At 59.1% G+C, this 20,739-nt stretch carries 20 protein-coding genes, 4 tRNA genes and 1 riboswitch; of the genes, 17 read left to right on the plus strand and 7 right to left on the minus strand.

What is annotated here, in order from left to right:
- The first annotated feature begins 11 nt into the window (after nucleotides 1–11).
- From astA to astE, 5 genes are all read left to right on the plus strand, one after another.
- A complete protein-coding gene (gene astA, locus AC1RP7_RS10955) occupies nucleotides 12–1,037 on the plus strand; it encodes an arginine N-succinyltransferase (RefSeq protein WP_057713611.1) in 1,026 nt (341 codons plus the stop codon).
- Nucleotides 1,034–2,503, plus strand: coding sequence for a succinylglutamate-semialdehyde dehydrogenase (gene astD, locus AC1RP7_RS10960; RefSeq protein WP_198530256.1), 1,470 nt, complete (start codon nucleotides 1,034–1,036; stop codon nucleotides 2,501–2,503). Before astA ends, astD begins: the two co-directional genes overlap by 4 nt.
- A 162-nt stretch (nucleotides 2,504–2,665) precedes the next feature.
- The gene (astB, locus tag AC1RP7_RS10965) at nucleotides 2,666–4,012 is read left to right on the plus strand and encodes an N-succinylarginine dihydrolase (protein WP_057713613.1); all 1,347 of its coding nucleotides are present in this window, start codon (nucleotides 2,666–2,668) and stop codon (nucleotides 4,010–4,012) included.
- A 61-nt stretch (nucleotides 4,013–4,073) separates the two neighbouring features.
- Nucleotides 4,074–4,364, plus strand: a complete 291-nt coding sequence (locus AC1RP7_RS10970) for a topoisomerase II (protein ID WP_090457332.1) — start codon at nucleotides 4,074–4,076, stop codon at nucleotides 4,362–4,364.
- A gap of 12 nt (nucleotides 4,365–4,376) precedes the next feature.
- Entirely contained in the window at nucleotides 4,377–5,387 is a 1,011-nt protein-coding gene (astE, locus tag AC1RP7_RS10975) for a succinylglutamate desuccinylase (protein WP_489339095.1), read from the plus strand.
- Nucleotides 5,388–5,517: 130 nt separating this feature from the next.
- Here the strand turns inward: astE and AC1RP7_RS10980 are convergent, their stop codons facing one another.
- Nucleotides 5,518–6,027: a 6,7-dimethyl-8-ribityllumazine synthase gene (locus AC1RP7_RS10980; protein WP_057713615.1), complete on the minus strand. Its 510-nt coding sequence runs from the start codon at nucleotides 6,025–6,027 to the stop codon at nucleotides 5,518–5,520.
- Nucleotides 6,028–6,130: 103 nt separating this feature from the next.
- Nucleotides 6,131–6,301: riboswitch (FMN riboswitch) on the minus strand.
- 196 nt (nucleotides 6,302–6,497) lie between these two features.
- Between AC1RP7_RS10980 and ltaE the strand changes: the two genes are divergently transcribed.
- The 7 genes from ltaE (at nucleotide 6,498) to AC1RP7_RS11015 (ending at nucleotide 12,466) form a co-directional block, all read left to right on the plus strand.
- On the plus strand, nucleotides 6,498–7,502 hold the full coding sequence (ltaE, locus tag AC1RP7_RS10985) for a low-specificity L-threonine aldolase (protein WP_218494338.1): 1,005 nt from the start codon (nucleotides 6,498–6,500) through the stop codon (nucleotides 7,500–7,502).
- 146 nt (nucleotides 7,503–7,648) lie between these two features.
- A complete protein-coding gene (gene alaS, locus AC1RP7_RS10990; RefSeq protein ID WP_057713617.1) occupies nucleotides 7,649–10,270 on the plus strand; it encodes an alanine--tRNA ligase in 2,622 nt (873 codons plus the stop codon).
- A 91-nt stretch (nucleotides 10,271–10,361) separates the two neighbouring features.
- Complete coding sequence (locus AC1RP7_RS10995; protein WP_007971040.1) at nucleotides 10,362–11,603, plus strand: aspartate kinase; 1,242 nt, start codon at nucleotides 10,362–10,364, stop codon at nucleotides 11,601–11,603.
- Between the two features lie 188 nt (nucleotides 11,604–11,791).
- Complete coding sequence (csrA, locus tag AC1RP7_RS11000; protein ID WP_002554426.1) at nucleotides 11,792–11,980, plus strand: carbon storage regulator CsrA; 189 nt, start codon at nucleotides 11,792–11,794, stop codon at nucleotides 11,978–11,980.
- A 62-nt stretch (nucleotides 11,981–12,042) separates the two neighbouring features.
- Nucleotides 12,043–12,133: transfer RNA gene (locus AC1RP7_RS11005), tRNA-Ser, on the plus strand.
- Nucleotides 12,134–12,240: 107 nt separating this feature from the next.
- Nucleotides 12,241–12,317, plus strand: a tRNA-Arg gene (locus AC1RP7_RS11010).
- Nucleotides 12,318–12,389: 72 nt separating this feature from the next.
- Nucleotides 12,390–12,466: transfer RNA gene (locus AC1RP7_RS11015), tRNA-Arg, on the plus strand.
- Between the two features lie 24 nt (nucleotides 12,467–12,490).
- Here AC1RP7_RS11015 and AC1RP7_RS11020 read toward each other — a convergent pair.
- On the minus strand, nucleotides 12,491–13,009 hold the full coding sequence (locus tag AC1RP7_RS11020) for a cell envelope protein SmpA (RefSeq protein ID WP_493181150.1): 519 nt from the start codon (nucleotides 13,007–13,009) through the stop codon (nucleotides 12,491–12,493).
- Between the two features lie 321 nt (nucleotides 13,010–13,330).
- Between AC1RP7_RS11020 and mgtE the strand changes: the two genes are divergently transcribed.
- Complete coding sequence (gene mgtE, locus AC1RP7_RS11025) at nucleotides 13,331–14,773, plus strand: magnesium transporter (RefSeq protein WP_007971042.1); 1,443 nt, start codon at nucleotides 13,331–13,333, stop codon at nucleotides 14,771–14,773.
- A gap of 101 nt (nucleotides 14,774–14,874) precedes the next feature.
- Here the strand turns inward: mgtE and AC1RP7_RS11030 are convergent, their stop codons facing one another.
- The gene (locus AC1RP7_RS11030; RefSeq protein ID WP_008066583.1) at nucleotides 14,875–15,201 is read right to left on the minus strand and encodes an Arc family DNA-binding protein; all 327 of its coding nucleotides are present in this window, start codon (nucleotides 15,199–15,201) and stop codon (nucleotides 14,875–14,877) included.
- A gap of 110 nt (nucleotides 15,202–15,311) precedes the next feature.
- On the opposite strand from AC1RP7_RS11030, the gene AC1RP7_RS11035 reads away from it, so the two are divergent.
- Nucleotides 15,312–15,518, plus strand: a complete 207-nt coding sequence (locus tag AC1RP7_RS11035) for a hypothetical protein (protein WP_079246716.1) — start codon at nucleotides 15,312–15,314, stop codon at nucleotides 15,516–15,518.
- Nucleotides 15,519–15,615: 97 nt separating this feature from the next.
- On the opposite strand, the gene AC1RP7_RS11040 is transcribed toward AC1RP7_RS11035, so the two are convergent.
- Together AC1RP7_RS11040 and AC1RP7_RS11045 are read right to left on the minus strand one after the other, a co-directional pair.
- Nucleotides 15,616–15,795: a PA3371 family protein gene (locus AC1RP7_RS11040; RefSeq protein ID WP_057713619.1), complete on the minus strand. Its 180-nt coding sequence runs from the start codon at nucleotides 15,793–15,795 to the stop codon at nucleotides 15,616–15,618.
- A 23-nt stretch (nucleotides 15,796–15,818) separates the two neighbouring features.
- Complete coding sequence (locus AC1RP7_RS11045) at nucleotides 15,819–16,052, minus strand: hypothetical protein (RefSeq protein WP_218494340.1); 234 nt, start codon at nucleotides 16,050–16,052, stop codon at nucleotides 15,819–15,821.
- A gap of 290 nt (nucleotides 16,053–16,342) precedes the next feature.
- On the opposite strand from AC1RP7_RS11045, the gene AC1RP7_RS11050 reads away from it, so the two are divergent.
- A tRNA-Arg gene (locus AC1RP7_RS11050) sits at nucleotides 16,343–16,419 on the plus strand.
- A gap of 318 nt (nucleotides 16,420–16,737) precedes the next feature.
- Here AC1RP7_RS11050 and AC1RP7_RS11055 read toward each other — a convergent pair.
- Nucleotides 16,738–17,451 (minus strand): response regulator transcription factor, encoded by a 714-nt coding sequence (locus AC1RP7_RS11055; RefSeq protein WP_218494341.1) that lies wholly within the window; start codon nucleotides 17,449–17,451, stop codon nucleotides 16,738–16,740.
- Nucleotides 17,448–17,714, minus strand: coding sequence for a hypothetical protein (locus AC1RP7_RS11060; protein WP_218494342.1), 267 nt, complete (start codon nucleotides 17,712–17,714; stop codon nucleotides 17,448–17,450). The genes AC1RP7_RS11055 and AC1RP7_RS11060 overlap by 4 nt, the downstream gene beginning before the upstream one ends.
- A 609-nt stretch (nucleotides 17,715–18,323) precedes the next feature.
- On the opposite strand from AC1RP7_RS11060, the gene AC1RP7_RS11065 reads away from it, so the two are divergent.
- On the plus strand, nucleotides 18,324–19,928 hold the full coding sequence (locus AC1RP7_RS11065; protein ID WP_218494343.1) for a tetratricopeptide repeat-containing response regulator: 1,605 nt from the start codon (nucleotides 18,324–18,326) through the stop codon (nucleotides 19,926–19,928).
- Nucleotides 19,925–20,617, plus strand: a complete 693-nt coding sequence (locus AC1RP7_RS11070) for a sensor histidine kinase (RefSeq protein ID WP_150812138.1) — start codon at nucleotides 19,925–19,927, stop codon at nucleotides 20,615–20,617. Before AC1RP7_RS11065 ends, AC1RP7_RS11070 begins: the two co-directional genes overlap by 4 nt.
- The last annotated feature ends 122 nt before the right edge of the window (nucleotides 20,618–20,739 follow it).

A 20,739-nucleotide genomic window follows, 5' to 3' on the forward strand; every position in this document is an offset into this window, starting at 1 on the left:
GAGGAGATAGCATGATTGTTCGTCCCGTACGCAGCAGCGATTTACCCGCTCTGATCGACCTGGCCCGCAGCACCGGCACCGGCCTGACCACCTTGCCGGCCAACGAAGAGCGGCTGGCCCATCGGGTCGGCTGGGCCGAGAAGACCTTTCGCGGCGAAGCCGGGCGGGGCGACGCGGACTACCTGTTCGTGCTCGAAGATGACGACGGGCGCGTGGTGGGCATTTCCGCCATTGCCGGCGCCGTTGGCCTGCGTGAGCCCTGGTACAACTTCCGGGTCGGTCTGACGGTCAGCGCCTCGCAAGAGCTGAACATCTATCGTGAAATCCCGACGCTGTTCCTGGCCAACGACCTGACCGGCAACTCCGAGCTGTGCTCGCTGTTCCTGCACGCCGATTACCGCAGTGGCCTCAACGGTCGCATGCTGTCCAAGGCGCGGATGCTGTTCATCGCCGAATTCCCGCAACTGTTCGGCAACAAGATCATTGCCGAAATGCGCGGTGTTTCAGACGAGGCCGGGCGTTCGCCGTTCTGGGAAAGCCTGGGCCGGCACTTCTTCAAGATGGAATTCAGCCAGGCTGACTACCTGACCGGCGTGGGCAACAAGGCGTTCATCGCCGAACTGATGCCGAAATTCCCGCTGTACACCTGCTTCCTGTCGCCGGATGCGCGCAACGTGATCGGTCAGGTTCATCCGGACACCGAGCCGGCGCTGGCCATGCTCAAGAGCGAAGGTTTCAGCTACCAGGGCTACGTCGATATCTTCGATGCAGGCCCGGCGATCGAGTGCGAAACCGGCAAGATCCGCGCCGTGCGCGACAGCCAGGCGCTGGTGCTGGCCGTCGGCACACCGGGTGACGATGCCACGCCATTCATCATTCACAACCGCAAGCGCGAGGACTGCCGGATCACTGCCGCGCCTGCACGTCTGGCCGCCGGCACCCTGGTGGTCGACCCGCTGACCGCCAAACGTCTTCAACTCAACGCGGGCGATCAAGTGCGCGCCGTGGCGTTGTCCGCAGCTCGGGAGTCGAAATAATGAAGTCGCTTTACATCGCAGGTGAATGGCTGGCAGGTGGGGGCGAAGCCTTCGAGTCGCTGAACCCGGTGACCCAGCAGGTGCTGTGGTCCGGCGTCGGAGCCACCGCCGGTCAGGTCGAGTCGGCTGTGCAAGCGGCGCGTCAGGCGTTCCCGGACTGGGCGCGGCGCACCCTGGAAGAGCGTATCTCGGTGCTGGAGGCCTTTGCCGCCGCGCTGAAGAATCACGCTGACGAATTGGCTCATACCATCGGCGAAGAAACCGGCAAACCCCTGTGGGAAGCGGCGACCGAAGTCACCAGCATGGTCAACAAGATTGCCATCTCGGTGCAGAGCTACCGCGAACGTACCGGCGAGAAGAGCGGGCCGCTGGGCGATGCCACCGCTGTGCTGCGCCACAAACCCCACGGTGTGGTGGCGGTGTTTGGCCCTTACAACTTCCCAGGTCACCTGCCGAACGGCCATATCGTGCCGGCACTGTTGGCCGGTAACAGCGTGCTGTTCAAGCCAAGCGAACTGACACCGAAAGTCGCTGAACTGACGGTCAAGTGCTGGATCGAGGCTGGCCTGCCGGCCGGCGTATTGAACCTGCTGCAAGGCGCTCGCGAAACCGGCATCGCCCTGGCGGCGAACCCGGGCATCGACGGGCTGTTCTTCACCGGTTCCAGCCGCACCGGCAATCACCTGCACCAGCAATTTGCCGGTCGTCCGGACAAGATCCTGGCGCTGGAAATGGGCGGTAACAACCCGCTGGTGGTCGATCAGGTCGCCGACCTCGATGCCGCGGTGTACACCATCATTCAGTCGGCGTTCATTTCCGCCGGCCAGCGCTGCACCTGTGCCCGTCGCTTGCTGGTGCCGCAAGGTGCCTGGGGCGACTCGTTGCTGGCGCGCCTGGTGGCGGTCAGCTCGACCCTCTCAGTCGGAGCCTTCGATCAGCAACCGGCGCCGTTCATGGGCTCGGTGGTTTCCCTTGGCGCTGCGAAAGCGTTGATGGATGCGCAGGAACATCTGCTGGCCAACGGCGCCGTGGCACTGCTGGAAATGACTCAGCCTCAGGCTCAATCGGCCCTGCTGACCCCGGGTATCCTGGACGTGAGCGCCGTTGCCGATCGTCCTGACGAAGAGCTGTTCGGCCCGTTGCTGCAGGTGATCCGCTACGCTGATTTTGAAGCGGCGATCGCTGAAGCCAACGACACCGCCTACGGTCTGGCCGCCGGCCTGCTGTCGGACTCCGAGGCGCGTTACCAGCAATTCTGGCTGGAAAGCCGTGCCGGTATCGTCAACTGGAACAAGCAACTGACCGGTGCCGCGAGCAGCGCGCCATTCGGCGGCGTAGGGGCCTCGGGCAACCACCGCGCCAGCGCTTACTACGCGGCGGATTACTGCGCGTACCCGGTGGCCTCGCTGGAAACGCCGAGCCTGGTATTGCCGTCGGCCCTTACGCCTGGCGTGAAGATGGCGTGATGCCCATCGCGGGCAAGCCCGCTCCCACAGGTTCGGTGGCGTTCACATATCTTGTGTACGACGCAATCACTGTAGGAGCGAGCTCGCTCGCGATGGCCGCGACCCGGTCTAAAAGAACAGTTACTGAAGCCTATAACAACAGATTCTCGTGGAGCCTCGCTGATGAAATCCTATGAAGTCAATTTTGACGGTCTAGTGGGGCCGACCCATAACTACGGCGGCCTGTCCTACGGCAACGTCGCGTCCCAGAGCAACAGCCAGCAGTCTTCCAACCCCAAGGAAGCGGCGCTGCAAGGCCTGGCAAAGATGAAAGCGCTGATGGAAATGGGTTTCCAGCAAGGCGTACTGGCACCGCAAGAGCGCCCGGATGTGGCTGCACTGCGTCGCCTGGGCTTTGGCGGCACCGACGCTCAAGTGATCGAGCGCGCTGCCAAAGAGGCGATGCCGCTGCTGGTGGCCAGTTGCTCGGCGTCGAGCATGTGGGTGGCCAACGCCGCGACCGTCAGCCCGAGCGCCGACACCGCTGATGGCCGCGTGCATTTCACCGCCGCCAACCTCAACTGCAAATACCACCGCAGCATCGAACACCCGACCACCAGCCGCGTGCTGGGGGCGATGTTCGCTGACCAGAAACACTTCGCCCACCACGCCGCCTTGCCGGCCGTGGCGCAATTCGGTGACGAAGGCGCGGCCAACCACACGCGTTTCTGCCGTGAATACGGCGAAGCCGGTGTCGAGTTCTTCGTGTTCGGCCGCAGTGCGTTCGACACCCGCTACCCGGCACCGCAGAAATACCCGGCGCGCCAGACCCTCGAAGCGTCCCAGGCCGTTGCCCGTTTGCACGGCTTGAGCGATGACGGCGTGGTCTACGCCCAGCAGAACCCGTCGGTGATCGATCAGGGCGTGTTCCACAACGACGTGATCGCCGTGGGTAATGGTGAAGTGCTGTTCTATCACGAGGACGCGTTCCTCGAGACCGAGAAAATGCTCGCTGAATTGCAGAGCAAACTCGCCAAGGTCGGTGGGAAATTTCAGTCTGTGTGTGTGCCACGTTCCGCCGTCAGCGTGGAAGACGCGGTTCGTTCCTACCTGTTCAACAGCCAACTGCTGTCGCGTCCTGACGGCTCCATGCTGTTGATCGTGCCGGAAGAATGCCGTGGCAACGAGCGTGTCTGGCAGTACCTGCAGGGTTTGACCAGCTCCGGCGGCCTGATCCGCGAAGTGAAAGTCTTCGATCTCAAGCAGAGCATGCAGAACGGCGGTGGCCCTGCTTGCCTTCGACTGCGTGTCGCGCTCAACGAAACCGAACTGGCGGCCGTCAACCCAGGGGTTATCATGACGGCACCGTTGTACGGCACACTGACCGAATGGGTCGAGAAGCACTACCGCGACCGCATGACCGAAAACGATCTGGCGGACCCGCAATTGCTGCTTGAGTGCCGGACGGCACTGGATGAACTGACGCAAATCCTTAAACTGGGCGCGGTTTATCCATTCCAGATCAATTGATCGACGGCGCGCCGCTTTCTACGGCAGCGCGCTGATTCATCTCAAACGAGAGCGTAAAGACATGAGCGATACCCTGCAGCTGATCCTTGAAGACACCGACGGCACGCAACTGGAAACGTCCTGCACCCGCGTCGCGGTCCTGTGGCAAGGTAAAGAGCTGTGGATCCAGCAGGACGGCCGTGGCCAGTTGCTGATCGGCGTGGACGTCGAAGAAGGCGACGCCGAGTACGCCAACCTGCTGTTGCGCCCATTGGCGACTAATCTGGTAAGTCTGCAACTGGAAATGGAACCGGCTGACCTCGGTGACGACGAGGAACACGTCCACGGCCCGGACTGCAACCACGATCACTAAGGAAACCGCTCTATGCTCGCCCTCGGCAAACTGCTTGAACTGACCCTCGCCGGCCGCGAACCGGCGGAGAAGACTCAACTGACTGTCGAAGGCGTGCGCATGCGCTGGTTGAGCGAAGGTGCGCTGGAAGTCCGGCCACCTGAAGCCCGTGACAACGGCCTGGACCTGCTGCTTTCGGCGGGGATCCATGGCAACGAAACAGCGCCGATCGAGTTGCTCGATCGCCTGTTGCACGACATTGCCCGTGGCGATCTGAAGCCGCGCGCACGTATTCTGTTCCTGTTCGGTAACCCGGAAGCGATTCGCAAGGGCGAGCGTTTCGTCGAGCAGGACGTCAATCGGCTGTTCAATGGCCGTCACGAACAAAGCAGCGGTTGCGAAGCCCTGCGCGCCTGTGAGCTGGAGCGTTTGGCTGCCAGCTTCTTCAGCCTGCCGGATCGCCAGCGCCTGCACTACGACCTGCACACGGCGATTCGTGGTTCGAAAATCGAGCAGTTCGCCTTGTACCCGTGGAAGGAAGACCGCCAGCATTCGCGTCAGGAACTGGCGCGCCTGCGTGCTGCCGGCATGGAAGCGGTGTTGCTGCAGAACAAGCCGTCCATCGTGTTCAGCTCCTATACCTACGACAAGCTGGGTGCCGAGGCTTTTACCCTGGAGTTGGGCAAGGCGCGGCCGTTCGGTCAGAACGACGGTGTCAACGTCTCGCTGCTGGAGAGGCGTCTCAAGCAGATCATCGAGGGCACCGAACCAGAACTGACTGAGGACGCGCTGGACGGTTTGCAGCTGTACAGCGTGGCGCGAGAAATCATCAAGCACAGCGACAGCTTCCGCCTGAACCTGCCGGCGGACATCGAGAACTTTTCGGAGCTGGAAGTGGGTTACCTGCTGGCGGAAGATATCGCCAACACCCGCTGGATCATCGAGGAAGAGGGCGCCCGGATCATCTTCCCGAACCCCAGGGTGAAGAATGGTTTGCGTGCCGGCATCCTGGTCGTGCCGACCACCGACGAAAACCTCGCCTGATTACGGCATTTAACCTCTGTAGGAGCGAGCTTGCTCGCGATGAATCTGAAAACGCCGCGGGGTGCCAGGCTTCCCGCGTTATCGTTGACGACTATCGCGAGCAAGCTCGCTCCTACAAGGTTTTCGGCTTTTAGACAGCTACCGCGCGCGGTTCAGTGCGGCGCAGCGAACGGATTTTCAACAGCGTATCCGCACAGGTCTTCGCCGCTTCCTGGCCTTTATGCAGGAAATGCTCGAAGAAGAACTTCTGGTGTTCTTCGCCGGCATGGAAGTGGTGCGGGGTCAGGGACACCGAGAACACCGGCACTTCGGTTTCCAGTTGAACCTGCATCAGGCCGCTGACCACCGACTGGGCGACGAACTCGTGACGGTAGATCCCGCCGTCCACCACCAGGGCTGCGGCGACGATGCCGGCATAACGCCCCGTCTTGGCCAGCAACTTGGCGTGCAGGGGCATTTCAAAGGCGCCGCCGACTTCGAAGAAATCGATGTCGGATTCCTGATAACCCTGGGTAATCATTTCGGCGACGAAGCCTTTACGGCTCTGATCGACAATGTCCTTGTGCCAGCAGGCCTGGATGAACGCTACGCGCTCGCCCTGATGGTGTTTGCTTTTGCTGTCGATTGCGGTGGGTTGCATGTTCTGACTCCTGTTTGTGTGAAAAACAGGGCGTTATGAATCGAAGGGGATCTGAGGGTACGCACGCTCGCACGAATGCCGGCGGACGGCCCTTTGTTGTCAATCCCGTTCTCTCTTCATCCGGACTATGACCGTCGGCCCCGGGATCACACCGGGTCTGCTGACCTTGCTGTCAGGCACCGCCGAAGCCGTGCTGTCACCAAGCGCTCGCGGGCTATGCGCATTGCGCGCAATTACCGCCGGTGGGGAGTTGCACCCCGCCCTGAGAACGTTTTTGCCGCCCAAATGTTTGGCGGCGCAGCGTTTTTATCACATATTTGCGGTATGCGCATGACCCCTTTTGGATGATTGTCATCGACTTTTCCGTTGGTTTAATCGGCCTTTTCCTACGCAAGGGTTGATTAATCGTCGCCATGCCCGCAGTAATTCTTTCCTGAAAGGGATTTCCCCTGCTTACCGAGGCCAGATTCATGAGTGTTATCGATCTTCGCAGCGACACCGTCACCCAACCTTGCGCCGGCATGCTTGAGGCAATGACCAAGGCCGCCACCGGCGATGACGTGTATGGCGAAGATCCGACGGTCAATCACCTGGAAGCCGAACTGGCCAGGCGCCTGGGTTTCGCCGCAGCACTGTTCGTGCCGACCGGCACCATGAGCAACCTGCTGGGGTTGATGGCCCATTGCGAGCGCGGTGACGAATACATCGTCGGCCAGCAGGCCCACACTTATAAGTACGAAGGGGGTGGCGCGGCGGTGCTTGGCTCGATCCAGCCGCAACCGCTGGAAGTGCAGGCCGATGGTTCGCTGGACCTGGCACAGGTCGCAGCTGCGATCAAACCGGACGACTTCCATTTTGCCCGCACCCGTTTGCTGGCGCTGGAAAACACCATGCAAGGCAAGGTCCTGCCACTGGAATACCTGGCACGGGCGCGCAGTTTTACCCGCGAGCATGGCTTGCAACTGCACCTGGACGGCGCACGTCTGTACAACGCGGCAGTGAAGCTGGGTGTGGATGCCCGGGAAATCACCCAGTATTTCGATTCCGTCTCGGTGTGCCTGTCCAAAGGCCTGGGCGCACCGGTCGGTTCGGTGCTCTGCGGCTCGGCCGAGTTGATCGGCAAGGCCCGGCGCCTGCGCAAGATGGTCGGTGGCGGCATGCGTCAGGCCGGGGTTCTCGCGGCGGCAGGCCTGTATGCGCTGGATAACAACGTAGAGCGCCTGGCCGATGACCATGCCAACGCGCAGTTGCTGGCCGAAGGCCTGCGCGGGGCGGGGTTCGAGGTCGAACCGGTGCAGACCAACATGGTTTATGTGCAGATGGGCGACCAGGCCGAGGCCATCAAGGCCTTTGCCGCCAAGCGCGGGATCAAACTCAGTGCCGCCGCGCGTCTGCGCATGGTCACGCACATGGACGTCAGCCGTGCGCAAATCGAGCAGGTCGTCGCGACATTCGTCGACTTTTCGCGCAAGTGATAGCGTTAGCACTCCAATTGACCGTTTCTATCGTATAAACACGCTGTACCCCGCGCGCAGGGCCGATATAATGCGGCCCTTTGCAGTCGCTTCGTCTGTTGACGTTTCGAACAGGCCTTTGGCCGCAGCCTCCGTGGAAGAACCTAATGAAAAGCGCAGAAATCCGTGAAGCCTTCCTTCGCTTCTTCGAAGAGCAAGGCCACACCCGTGTAGCCTCCAGCTCTTTGATTCCGGGCAACGACCCAACCCTGCTGTTCACCAACGCGGGGATGAACCAGTTCAAGGACTGCTTCCTGGGCCAGGAAAAGCGCGCGTACACCCGCGCTGTCAGCAGCCAGAAATGCGTGCGCGCCGGCGGCAAGCACAACGACCTGGAAAACGTCGGTTATACCGCTCGTCACCACACCTTCTTCGAAATGCTGGGTAACTTCAGCTTCGGTGATTATTTCAAGCGTGATGCCATCAGCTACGCCTGGAACTTCCTGACTTCCGACAAGTGGTTGAACCTGCCGAAGGAAAAGCTCTGGGTCACCGTCTACGCCAGCGATGACGAGGCGTACGACATCTGGACCAAGGAAATCGGGGTTCCGGCCGAGCGCATGGTGCGCATCGGCGACAACAAGGGCGCACCGTACGCCTCCGACAACTTCTGGACCATGGGCGATACCGGCCCGTGCGGTCCTTGCACCGAGATTTTCTACGATCACGGCGCCGACATCTGGGGTGGCCCGCCGGGCTCGCCGGAAGAAGACGGCGACCGTTACATTGAAATCTGGAACAACGTGTTCATGCAGTTCAACCGCACCGCCGATGGCGTGTTGCACCCGCTGCCAGCGCCGTCGGTCGACACCGGCATGGGCCTGGAGCGGATCAGTGCCGTGCTGCAGCACGTTCACTCGAACTATGAAATCGACCTGTTCCAGAGCCTGCTGAGCGCTTCGGCCAAGGCCATCGGCTGCACCAACGACGCCCAGGCTTCGCTGAAAGTCGTGGCTGACCACATCCGTTCCTGCGGTTTCCTGATCGCCGACGGCGTGCTGCCGTCCAACGAAGGTCGTGGCTACGTGCTGCGCCGGATCATCCGTCGCGCCTGCCGTCACGGCAACAAGCTGGGCGCCAAGGGCAGCTTCTTCTATCAGATCGTCGCGGCCCTGGTCGCCGAGATGGGCGAAGCCTTCCCGGAACTGAAATCCCAGCAGGCGCACATCGAGCGCGTGTTGAAGGCCGAAGAAGAGCAATTCGCCAAGACCCTGGAGCAGGGCCTGAAGATCCTCGAGCAGGATCTGGCCGAGCTCAAGGGCGACGTGGTGCCGGGCGACGTGGTGTTCAAACTCTACGACACCTATGGCTTCCCGATGGACCTGACCGGCGACATCGCTCGCGAGCGCAGCCTGACCATCGACGAAGAAGGTTTCGAGCGCGAGATGGAAGCCCAGCGCGTTCGTGCCCGTTCCGCCAGTTCCTTCGGCATGGACTACAACAGCCTGGTCAAGGTTGATGTGGACACCGAATTCACCGGTTACACCGCTCACAGCGGTTCCGCCAAAATCGTTGCTCTCTATAAGGACGGGCAATCGGTCGACGTGTTGAGCGAAGGCGAAGAGGGCGTGGTCGTTCTCGATCAGACGCCGTTCTATGCGGAATCCGGTGGTCAGATTGGTGATTGCGGCTTCCTCCAGGCTGGCGCTGCGCGTTTCGACGTGCGCGACACCACCAAGACCGGCGGTGCGTTCCTGCACCACGGTGTGCTGGATTCGGGCAGCCTGATCGTTGGCTCGCCAGTTCAGGCGCAGGTGGATGCCGAGGTGCGTCACGCCACTTCGCTGAACCATTCCGCGACTCACTTGCTGCACGCAGCATTGCGTCAGGTGCTGGGCGATCACGTTCAGCAGAAAGGCTCGCTGGTCGACAGTCAGCGCCTGCGCTTCGACTTCAGCCACTTCGAAGCCATCAAGCCTGAACAACTGAAAGCGCTGGAAGACATCGTCAACGCCGAGATTCGCAAGAACTCCGAAGTTGAAACCGAAGAAACCGATATCGAAACCGCCAAGCAGAAAGGCGCCATGGCGCTGTTCGGCGAAAAATACGGCGACAACGTACGCGTACTGAGCATGGGCGATTTCTCCGTCGAGCTGTGCGGCGGTATCCACGCGAACCGTACCGGCGACATCGGCCTGCTGAAAATCATCAGCGAAGGCGGTGTGGCATCGGGCGTGCGTCGTATCGAGGCAGTCACCGGTGCGCAAGCGCTGGCTTACTTGAACGCGGCGGAAGAACAACTCAAGGAAGCGGCCAGCCTGGTCAAGGGCAGCCGCGATAACCTGATCGACAAGCTGTCGGCTGTGCTGGAGCGCAACCGTCTGCTGGAGAAGCAACTCGAGCAGTTGCAAGCCAAGGCTGCCAGTGCCGCGGGCGACGATCTGTCGGCCCAGGCGCTGGACGTCAAGGATGTGAAAGTGCTGGCCGTGCGTCTGGACGGTCAGGATGGCAAGGCGCTGCTGGCGCTGGTCGATCAACTGAAAAACAAACTCGGCCGCGCAGTGATCCTGCTCGGCAGTGTCCATGAGGAAAAGGTCGTTCTGGTTGCAGGCGTAACCAAAGACCTGACTGGCCAACTCAAAGCCGGTGATTTGATGAAGCAAGCCGCTGCGGCAGTGGGCGGGAAGGGTGGTGGTCGTCCAGACATGGCGCAAGGCGGCGGTACCGACGCTGGCGCACTGGATGCGGCACTGGCCCTGACCGTTCCGTTTGTAGAGCAGGGTCTATAAGGCAGTACTTGCGGCCCGCAGTCTAGTGGTGGGCCGCAACGCTGTTTGAGTGATTATTTGGGCGCCCTTCATGGGCAGAGGCGGCTTTGAAATGGCTTTGATCGTACAGAAATTTGGAGGCACCTCGGTCGGCACTGTCGAGAGAATCGAGCAGGTCGCCGACAAGGTTAAGAAATTCCGCGATGCCGGCGATGACCTGGTGGTTGTGCTGTCTGCAATGAGCGGCGAAACCAACCGTCTGATCGATCTGGCCAAGCAAATCAGTGGCGACGGCCAACCGGTTCCGCGCGAGCTGGACGTGATCGTTTCCACCGGTGAGCAGGTGACGATTGCCCTGTTGGCCATGGCGCTGATCAAGCGCGGCGTGCCGGCGGTGTCGTACACCGGCAACCAGGTGCGGATTCTGACGGATAGCGCGCACAATAAAGCGCGTATCTTGCAGATTGATGACCAGAAGATTCGCGGTGACCTGAAGGCAGGTCGTGTGGTGGTTGTCGCCGGTTTCCAGGGCGTCGACGAGCACGGCAACATCACCACCCTCGGTCGTGGCGGTTCCGACACCACCGGCGTGGCGCTGGCGGCAGCCCTGAAGGCTGACGAATGCCAGATCTACACCGACGTCGACGGCGTCTACACCACCGACCCGCGTGTGGTGTCCGTGGCTCAGCGCCTGGACAAGATCACCTTCGAAGAGATGCTGGAAATGGCCAGCCTCGGTTCCAAGGTGTTGCAGATCCGCGCGGTCGAGTTCGCCGGCAAGTACAACGTTCCGCTGCGCGTACTGCACAGCTTCAAGGAGGGTCCGGGCACCCTCATTACTATTGATGAAGAGGAAACCATGGAACAGCCGATCATTTCCGGTATCGCTTTCAACCGCGATGAAGCCAAGCTGACCATCCGTGGCGTGCCAGACATCCCGGGCGTTGCCTTCAAGATTCTCGGCCCGATCAGTGCCGCGAACATCGAAGTCGACATGATCGTGCAGAACGTCGCGCACGATAACACCACCGACTTCACCTTCACCGTGCACCGCAACGACTACCAGGCGGCGCAAGCCGTGCTGGAAAAAACCGCTGGCGAGCTGGGTGCCCGTGAAGTCGTGGGCGACACCAAGATCGCCAAGGTGTCGATCGTCGGCGTTGGCATGCGCTCTCACGCAGGCGTGGCCAGCCGCATGTTCGAATCCCTGGCCAAGGAAAGCATCAACATCCAGATGATCTCGACTTCGGAAATCAAAGTCTCCGTAGTGATCGAAGAGAAGTATCTGGAACTGGCTGTGCGCGCTCTGCACACGGCTTTCGAACTGGACGCACCGGCCCGCCAGGGCGAGTGATGCGTTTGCCAAAAGGCGCGGTCTGACCGCGCCTTTTGTTTTTTTGAATGGCGTGACCCCCGAGACTGTTCTTTTGCTCGCGCTAGTCAATACTCAGGCATGTAGGGCTGCGACCGCTCCGGTTGTGGGTCGAGTGCCTTTTTTTTGCAGACTGTTGTCCCTGAAATGTAATGCGTGAGGAGAAAGGTATGCTGATTCTGACTCGTCGGTGTGCAGAAAGCCTGATTATCGGTGATGGCGAAATCACCGTGACCGTGCTCGGCGTCAAAGGAAATCAAGTGCGCATCGGTGTTAATGCCCCCAAAGAGGTAGCTGTTCACCGGGAAGAAATTTACCTGCGTATCAAGAAAGAGAAGGACGAAGAACCAAGCCATTAATTTTTATCGTTTTTTATGTTTGCAAACGGGGAAGAAGCTGGTTAATATACGCCCCGTGTTGCGGAGAGCTGGCCGAGTGGCCGAAGGCGCTCCCCTGCTAAGGGAGTACACCTCAAAAGGGTGTCGGGGGTTCGAATCCCCCGTTCTCCGCCATTATTTGCGTAGTACGTTGTAATCTGGCTTTTTCGGTAAGTTGTTGAAATTACTAGAAAAAGTGCTTGACATAGAGATTAGACGGCCTATAATGCGCGGCAACAAATGCACTCGTAGCTCAGCTGGATAGAGTACTCGGCTACGAACCGAGCGGTCACAGGTTCGAATCCTGTCGAGTGCACCATTTAAGAGTTAGTTACAGCAATGTAAGTAACTTGGTTTCAACCAGTTGTGATCTGGTATAAAAACACAAATTGCACTCGTAGCTCAGCTGGATAGAGTACTCGGCTACGAACCGAGCGGTCACAGGTTCGAATCCTGTCGAGTGCACCAACCCATACAACAGAAAGCCCGCATTTAATGCGGGCTTTTTGCCGTCCGGGATTTGGCTTTTCCTTTCGTGCATCCCCTCTCGTCGAACTCCACCTGTGCACTACGACCTCGCAGGGTGTCGTAGCGGTAGCTCGTGGCTGAATTTCGAATACTGATCCTGTCTGGCTTGCCGAGGGCGCTTTCGACGTCTTGCTGGCTCATGCCGGCGATCACTCGCTGATTGATGATCGCCTCCCGGCGCTCCCTGGCATTGATCAGGTTTCCACACTTGTCCTGCGCCTGACCGACCACGGTCGGCTCTCTGCTTCGAATTTTCATACCTGATGTTTCGCGGGGCTCGGCTGGCGGCATAAGCGCCATCGTGCTGCCAGGTGTAAAGGCACGGGCGTCCTGAAGTGAAACATTCTCTCCCGCGGCACAACCCAGTGTGGTGAAGGTAATGCGCCCATTGGCGGCCTCACAGCGCTGAACGGTGGTGGCGACCGCCAAGGGCAGGTGGCTGAGCAGGGTGAAAACCAAAAAGAATTGAGCAACTGATGGCATCAGGCGTCCTCCGTGACGTTCCTTTTCAAGGGTAGCGGCTACAATTTTCGAAGGGGTGTGTGTTTTCTTTTCGGAATACGTCGTCGCATTTTCATGGATCAGGCCGATGCTCAGGTTTGTTGTGCAAGCGCTTGTTTCAGCCGAGATTTTTTAACGTTTAAAACCGTCAGGCGGTGTATCATTGCGCCCGTCAGCCCCGCCGGGGCTTGTGGAATACCTCCATGGACTTACCCAGTAGTTACTCAGTACCCCGTTTCACCAATCATGAATTGACTGATTGATCCTTCCGGCGTGCCCCGCTGCTGGGAGTGGAGTTCGCCTATGTCCGAAGTTGAAGTAAAGAAAACGCAGGAAAGCTTGCAGGATCGCCTGGCTCAGGTGGTTGAGTTGCTGCAGCGCCAGCGAGTTGTAGAAGACCTGACTCACCGCCAGGAAGGCCCGCATCATGACCGGGTCGAGAACCTGGTCCACCGGCAGAACCTCGTCGAGTTGCAACGCAAGCTCGATGACCTGCACTCCGCCGACGTCGCCTACATCCTTGAAGCCTTGCCGCTGGACGATCGTCTGACGCTCTGGCAACTGGTCAAGGCCGATCGCGACGGCGACATCCTTCTTGAAGTATCCGATTCGGTCCGTGAATCACTGATCGCCGACATGGACGATCACGAGCTCCTGGCAGCCGCCAAGGACATGGATGCCGACGAACTCGCTGACTTGGCCTCCGAGCTGCCGCGAGACGTCGTCCATGAGCTCATGGAGACCCTCGACCAGCAACAACGCGAGCGCGTGCGTTCGGCTCTGTCCTATGACGAGGAGCAGGTCGGTGCGTTGATGGACTTCGAGATGGTGACCATCCGCGAGGATGTCAGCCTTGAAGTGGTCTTGCGTTATCTGCGCCGTCTCAAGGAGTTGCCGGGCCACACCGACAAGCTGTTCGTGGTCGATTATGACGGCGTGCTTAAGGGCGTGTTGCCGATCAAGCGTTTGCTGGTCAACGATCCGGACAAACAGGTTTCCGAGGTGATGGCCAGCGATCCGGTGAGTTTCCACCCGGACGAAGACGCCTACGATGCCGCCCAGGCATTCGAGCGTTATGACTTGATCTCCGCACCCGTGGTCGACAAGAACGGCAAGCTGATCGGCCGTCTGACCATCGATGAAATGGTCGACCTGATCCGTGAAGAGAGCGAAAGCGAAGTTCTCAACATGGCGGGTCTGCGTGAAGAAGAAGACATTTTTGCATCGGTCTGGAAATCCCTGCGTAACCGTTGGGCCTGGCTGGCGATCAACCTGATTACCGCGTTCGTGGCTTCTCGGGTCATCGGTTTGTTTGAGGGTTCGATCGAGAAGCTCGTGGCGCTTGCGGCGTTGATGCCGATCGTGGCGGGGATCGGTGGTAACTCGGGTAACCAGACCATCACCATGATTGTTCGGGCCATGGCGCTGGACCAGGTGAGCACCGGCAATACCTCGCGCCTGATGCGCAAGGAATTGGCGGTAGCGCTGATCAACGGCGTGATCTGGGGCGGGGTGATCGGTGTGGTTGCCTACCTGCTCTATGGCAGTTGGTCTTTGGGCGTGGTGATGACCGCCGCGATGACGCTTAACTTGCTACTGGCGGCGTTGATGGGGGTTTTGATCCCGATGACCCTGGCGAAGATGGGGCGCGACCCGGCGATGGGGGCCAGCGTGATGATCACGGCCATGACCGACAGCGGCGGCTTCTTCATCTTCCTGGGGCTGGCGACAATCTTCCTGCTCTGAAGCCTTGTTCATCGAAAACCCGTCTTTGGCGGGTTTTTTTGTGCCCGGATTTCAGGCAAAAAAAAGCCAGCGATCAGGCTGGCTTGGGCTTACTGGCAGAATCAGGAAGCGTCGGCGGTCATTTCAGCGTCATGGGCGATCAGCGAAACAAGGGCGTTCTGCTGTCGATGGGAGAGCTGGCGGAAGCGCTGCAGCAACTCCCGTTCGTGCAAGGAAAGCTCCGGGCTGTCCAGGCGCATGCTCAACTCTTCTCCCAGTGCGCCTTCCTGAATAAGACTCTGCTCAAGGCGCGCAATGATTTCGGAGTTCATGCTGCGATGATGATTGCGAGCCACCTCGGCAATGCGTTCACGCATTCCGTCTGGCAGACGTACGACGAACTTGTCAGCCGTACGGCTGGAATAAATTGCCTGTTTCAATGGGCGCATATATTTAACCGGTTAGTTCAGGGGAGCGGTTTTCGGGATTGGCCGCAGGATGTCTGGTAGGACAAGCGCTCTGACCAAATGTTCAACCTGAATTGATAGAGGCGCGCATCATGCCTCAAAGCAGCCAGATCCTTGGCGCCAATTATGTGACAAATATTGAACCGAATAAAGGCGTTCTGCCAGCACCAATTATCAGAAACGCGGACTGGTTTGAAAAGTTCGACCAGGCCGCATCGCTTATCGCTTTCTCCACCCGACGAAAGGTTGCCGGCGGGCAGGAAAAAGTGAACTCGGACCCTGTTCCTTGTCTTTTATAGGATAGTGGCAAATTGCCGATTTACTAGGGGAAGTCGTATAGCGGGGGTGAATTCAGGATGGATGGCAGGCCCTTGCAGCGGGTCTGCCATGTCAGGATCAACGCAGTACCGGATCAAACTTGATCTTGCGCCCGGCGATCAATGCGAGCACGAACAGCGTGCTGAATACGCCACAGGCGATCAGGGGGAGAGTGACGACCATGTCCTGGGTCAATGACAGATGGAAAATGCCGCTCAACAAGGCGAGGGTGAAGAAACTCGCGGCTGATCTGGACATGCTGTGCTCCTGGTAAAGGTCATTCAAAATACCAAACGTTCGGCAGACGGAGCCGGCACCAGGATGTTTTCCTGGTCGATCTCCTGACTGACAAGGCTGTGCCGGTCGCTCGTCACTGCCAGCTGCGGTGCCTTCTGCAACTGAAGGTAATGCGGCATACGTTGGGCAACCTGCGTAGCGCTGCTCTGGGGAACAAAATGAACGCCTGCTAAAACCACCAGTGCGATTGCAGACAAGAGTGAAAGGGCGCTCTTCATGGGGCGTACCTCGGTTGTTCTGTGAAAACAGCAGAAGCAGCTCGCATGCCAGAGTCTATCGACAATTAAATTCTTTAAAAACAATGAATTAAGTTATTTTTGGTAAAGCGCCATATTGCATTTTGCAATGATGGCTTTTTGCAGTGATGCAATTTGCATGGTAAACAAGTCCGCGCCCGGCCGAGGCGTCTGCCTACACTTAAAAAGCCTACGGACGACATGACAAAAGCCAGCCCGGCCGTTAACATGCACGCCGTCCATCGCACCGCGTATCGTCGCGGTCAACCTGTGTCTCAGTAGCTCAATTGGATAGAGCATCCCCCTCCTAAGGGGAAGGTTGGCAGTTCGAACCTGCCCTGGGACACCATATTTTTCAGCTCCCCCCGCCTGTTTCAACGCTTCCTTTTCACGACTTGTAGATAAAGTTCTGCAAGTTCAGGCGCCTTGGATTCATCGAAGACTTCAACTCTACCTTCGCGCCTTTCCGTCTCCTCTCCCACGTAGTCTGAATCTCCCATCCCGTCTGGGAGTGCGCGGGGGAGTAGGTACAGGTTGGTGCGGCAGGATTTACCGGAAACGACATCAGTATTGCGAGAGCCCTGTCCCTGGCCACCGAAAAGGACGGCGAAACGGTGACGGCCTAACCCTTAAAGTGGGGGGAGGCCGTCTTGCATCGACTTGAAATTCAATCCAGTTCTACCCAGGCGGACTCGGTTGGTGCTTCGTTGGTGAGCCCGTGTTTGAGCGCATACATCAACAAGTCGATGCGGTTGATGAGATCCAGCTTTTGATAGATGTTGCTGAGGTGGTTGTGCACGGTGTGCTCGCTGATCCCCAGGCGCCCGGCGATGCTCACATATTTGGCGGACGGTTCGCCCACGATGGCGCGAATCAGTTCTCTCTCGCGCAGCGTCAACCGCGCCTGTTTCGCCCGCTCCAGATTGCATTTCATGGGTGTATGTCTGGATGCGGCATAGCCGGAAAGGCCGCCAGCCCAGGCTCTATCCATTGCGATGTCGCTATGGTGGACCTTGAGGATGGCCTGGATGATCGATTCCGTCGGGTCTTCCGCCAGCACGATGCCGCGAGCGCCAGCCTCTATCGCCTGGGCAGCGGGGACGACTTCGTACAGGCCCTTGAGCAGCAGCAATTTCATTTCTGCGCTACGGGTGAGTCCCGCGACGACATCCAGAGGGTTCAGCGCATCCGGAAAGAAACTGAAAAAAATGACATCGGGCCGCAGCTGATCGGCAAGATCCAGCGCCTGGGTATAGGTGGTGGCCTGTCCTGTCACTTCCATGCAGGGCATTCTGGCATTGATCAAGTCGTGAAGGCCCTTGAGTACGAGGGGGCGACAATCGATCAACATCACACCAATTGGCTCTTTTTGGTCAGTCATGATCTTCCTGACCTCCTTGAAAAACCAATGATGGCCTCCACCCGCTGGCCTTCCCGGGTCAACAACTTGCTCACCGGGGCGCAGCGATTGAAGGATGGATTCGAACGCCGGGAGGCCGTGATGATGCCCGCCCAGGCATTGGCAACCACCGACCCCGGGGCCGTTTCCATCAACAGCACTGGCACGTGGGGCGAACTTTTCCAGAAGGCAGGCAAAGCCCGGGAGAGAAGTTCAATACAAATAATTATCAGTGGTTTACGCATGATGATGTGCTCCCTCCCGCCTCTCAACTGATTCTAGGTCAGCCCGGAGCGCTGCCAACCTGTCCATCCGTCAGTCCTCGATACAAGCCCGGTGCGCACAGGCCTGAGCGATGTACTCAAGGAAGGGAGTAAGCCTCGAAAATCAAGGTATTAGGCTCGCCATGGGTGGCCAATTGCCAAGGTCTGATCCTGATTGCCTTCGTCAATTAATCGACGAGTGGTGTTCACTTAGGAGTGCTAATGTCAGCTTAGTCAATTTATCGGCGATGCCTGCTGGTCAGCCACCGGCATTTGCGGGTGTTCATGTATCGCTGGTGTTCATGTATCAGCACTTTTTTGTGCGCGAGGTCTCGTTTTCAGTAAGGCCTACACCTATTCAGAACGGGCGTTGGGGGAAGGTTCTCAAGGGAATGCCATGGCTGGCCGATAACACGGGCAGTCAGGGACTTGTTCGTCTCTTCCGGTCGGCATGGGGCGCACTGTCTATGAGAAGGTGTTTGATAGCCTAGTGCCACCCGTTATCATCTGCGCGCCAAAACAGGGGCTGCGAAGCTGAGTCCGTCCGTGTATTTGCCTTTGGGTTCTTCTTAAATTGCCTGGAAATCTTCGATGCTGTCGTATCACCAAAAGCGTTTTCTGATCGTCGATGATTTCTCGGACTTCCGCAGTTCGGTCAGGTCGATGTTGCGCGAACTGGGCGTCAAGGAAGTGGACACTGCCGATACCGGTGAGCAGGCGCTGAAAATGTGCTCGCAGAAGGCCTACGACTTCATCCTGCAGGATTTTCACCTGGGTGACGGCAAGAAGAACGGCCAGCAGGTGCTCGAAGACCTGATGGAAGAAAAGCTGATCAGCCATGAGGCGGTGTTCGTCATGGTCACCGCCGAAACCAGCCAGGCCATGGTGCTCAGTGCGTTGGAGCATGAGCCCGATGCCTACCTGACCAAGCCGTTCAACCGTTCCAGCCTGGCTCAGCGCCTGGAGCGCCTGGAGCAGCGCAAGACTCTGCTCAAGCCGATCCTGCAGGCCCTCGACCGGGGCAAGCCGATGGAGGTGCTCAACGCCTGTATCGCCCTGTGCAAACAAGATATTCGTTACTCGCCGTTGTGCCTGCGCTATCGCGCCGATGCCCTGCGCGATCTGAATCAGAATGAAGCGCTGGAGCGCCTCTATGACAGCATCATCGCCGACCGCCCGTTGCCATGGGCGTTTGCCGGGTTGGGCAAGTTGCTGTTCAAGCGCGGTCAGGTCGGGCAGGCCAAGGGCATTTATGAGAAAGCCCTGAAAGTCTTCCCGATGATGCCGTCGCTGTATGACGGCATGGCGGATGTATTGGTCGCCGAAGGGGACACCAAGGGGGCGCAGCGCGTCCTGGAAGAGGCGATTCGCCTGTCGCCGCTGGCGGTGCGTCGCCAGGCGTTGCTCGGTAAGCTGGCGATGACCAACGAGGACTTCGACACGGCGGCCAAGGCCTATCGCCAGGCCGTGAGCCAGGGCGCCCAGTCGCGGTTCAAGGATGCCGAGAGCAACCTCGGCCTGGCCCATGCATTGATCAGCAAGGGCAGCGAACGGGGCCTGGACACGCGGACCCGTCTGGAAATCAACACCACATTGAGTGCCGTGGCCAAGGAAAACCCTTCCGATCCGGGCCTGCAAATCCGCGCGCGCCTGATGAAGGCCACCAGCCTGTTGCTCAACGACGCCGAGACGGCCGACAAGCTTACCGAGCAAGCCTTGCTGCGTCTGGACGGCATGGAGCAATTCATGAGCGCCGAAGCGGCGTTGCTGGTGGCCAAGCAACTGAAACTGCTCGGGCAGACAGAGGCCGGTACCGCGATGCTGAAAAACTGCGTGGAAATCTACGGTGACGATCCGGTGGTCATGAAGGACATCGCCAAGCAGACCGACGACCCGAGCATCCTCAATTCCGGCAACGCCGCCGCGGAACTCAACCGTCAGGGCGTGCGCGTGTACAAGACCGGCAACCTGGTGGAGGCCCGGCAGGTATTTCGCAGGGCCCTGGCGTTGCAACCGAAGAACATCAGTATCGCCCTGAACATGGCGCAGTCGTTGTTGCATGGCACCGATACCAGCGTTCCCTCGGCAGAGCTGGAGGAGTGCCAGGTTTGCCTGAAAATGGTCGGCCTGATGCCCGACACCGACGCGCGCTATCCGCGTTACCAGAAGCTGAAAAGCAAGGCGTTTGGCCAATGAACGACAACGAACCGGCACTGGATTTCTCCACGGTGATCGCCTCGACCGTGCACGACATGAAGAACTCGCTGGCCATGCTGATGCAGGCCCACAGCCAGTGGCTGGGGCGATTGCCGGAGTCGGCGCGGCAGGCGCCGGAGCAGGGCGTGATCGACTTCGAATTCGCCCACCTCAACGGCATGCTGGTGCAGTTGCTGGGGCTGTACAAGCTCGGCGTCAACCAGATGCCGCTGCAACCGGCCTACCATGAACTGGACGACTTCATCGAAGCGCAACTGGCCTGTCATCAGGAGGTGTTCGCCAGCCGCGGGATCATGGCCACCTATGAAGTGGACCCGCTGAGCCCGCTGGGTTTCTTCGACCGTGAGTTGATCGCGTCGGTATTGGCCAACTGCATCAACAACGCCATTCGCTTTGCACGGCATGCCGTTTTGATCAGCGTCAGCGACGAAGCCGGGCAACTGGTGTTGACCATCAATGACGATGGCGAGGGGTATCCGGCGCAGATGATCGAGCGTCAGGCCGATTACGTGCAGGGTATCAATCAAAGCACTGGCAGCACCGGGCTGGGCCTGTACTTTGCCGGGCGAATTGCCGCGCTGCATCAACGCAACGGTGTGGGTGGACGTACCGAAATCAGCAATGGCGGGCCGTTGGGCGGTGGGGTGTTCCGCCTTTACCTGCCCTGACAGGCAGCATTTTTTTCGACGCTGCTTGAAATTCCGAACACGTGGAGCCTATTTTGTACGGTCGCCGTTCGCGGCCCGCACAATAACAAGGATAGTGTCATGACCACCGTTGGCCTGAGTTC

It is taken from the genome of Pseudomonas sp. GW822-FHT01E03 (genome assembly GCF_058802985.1).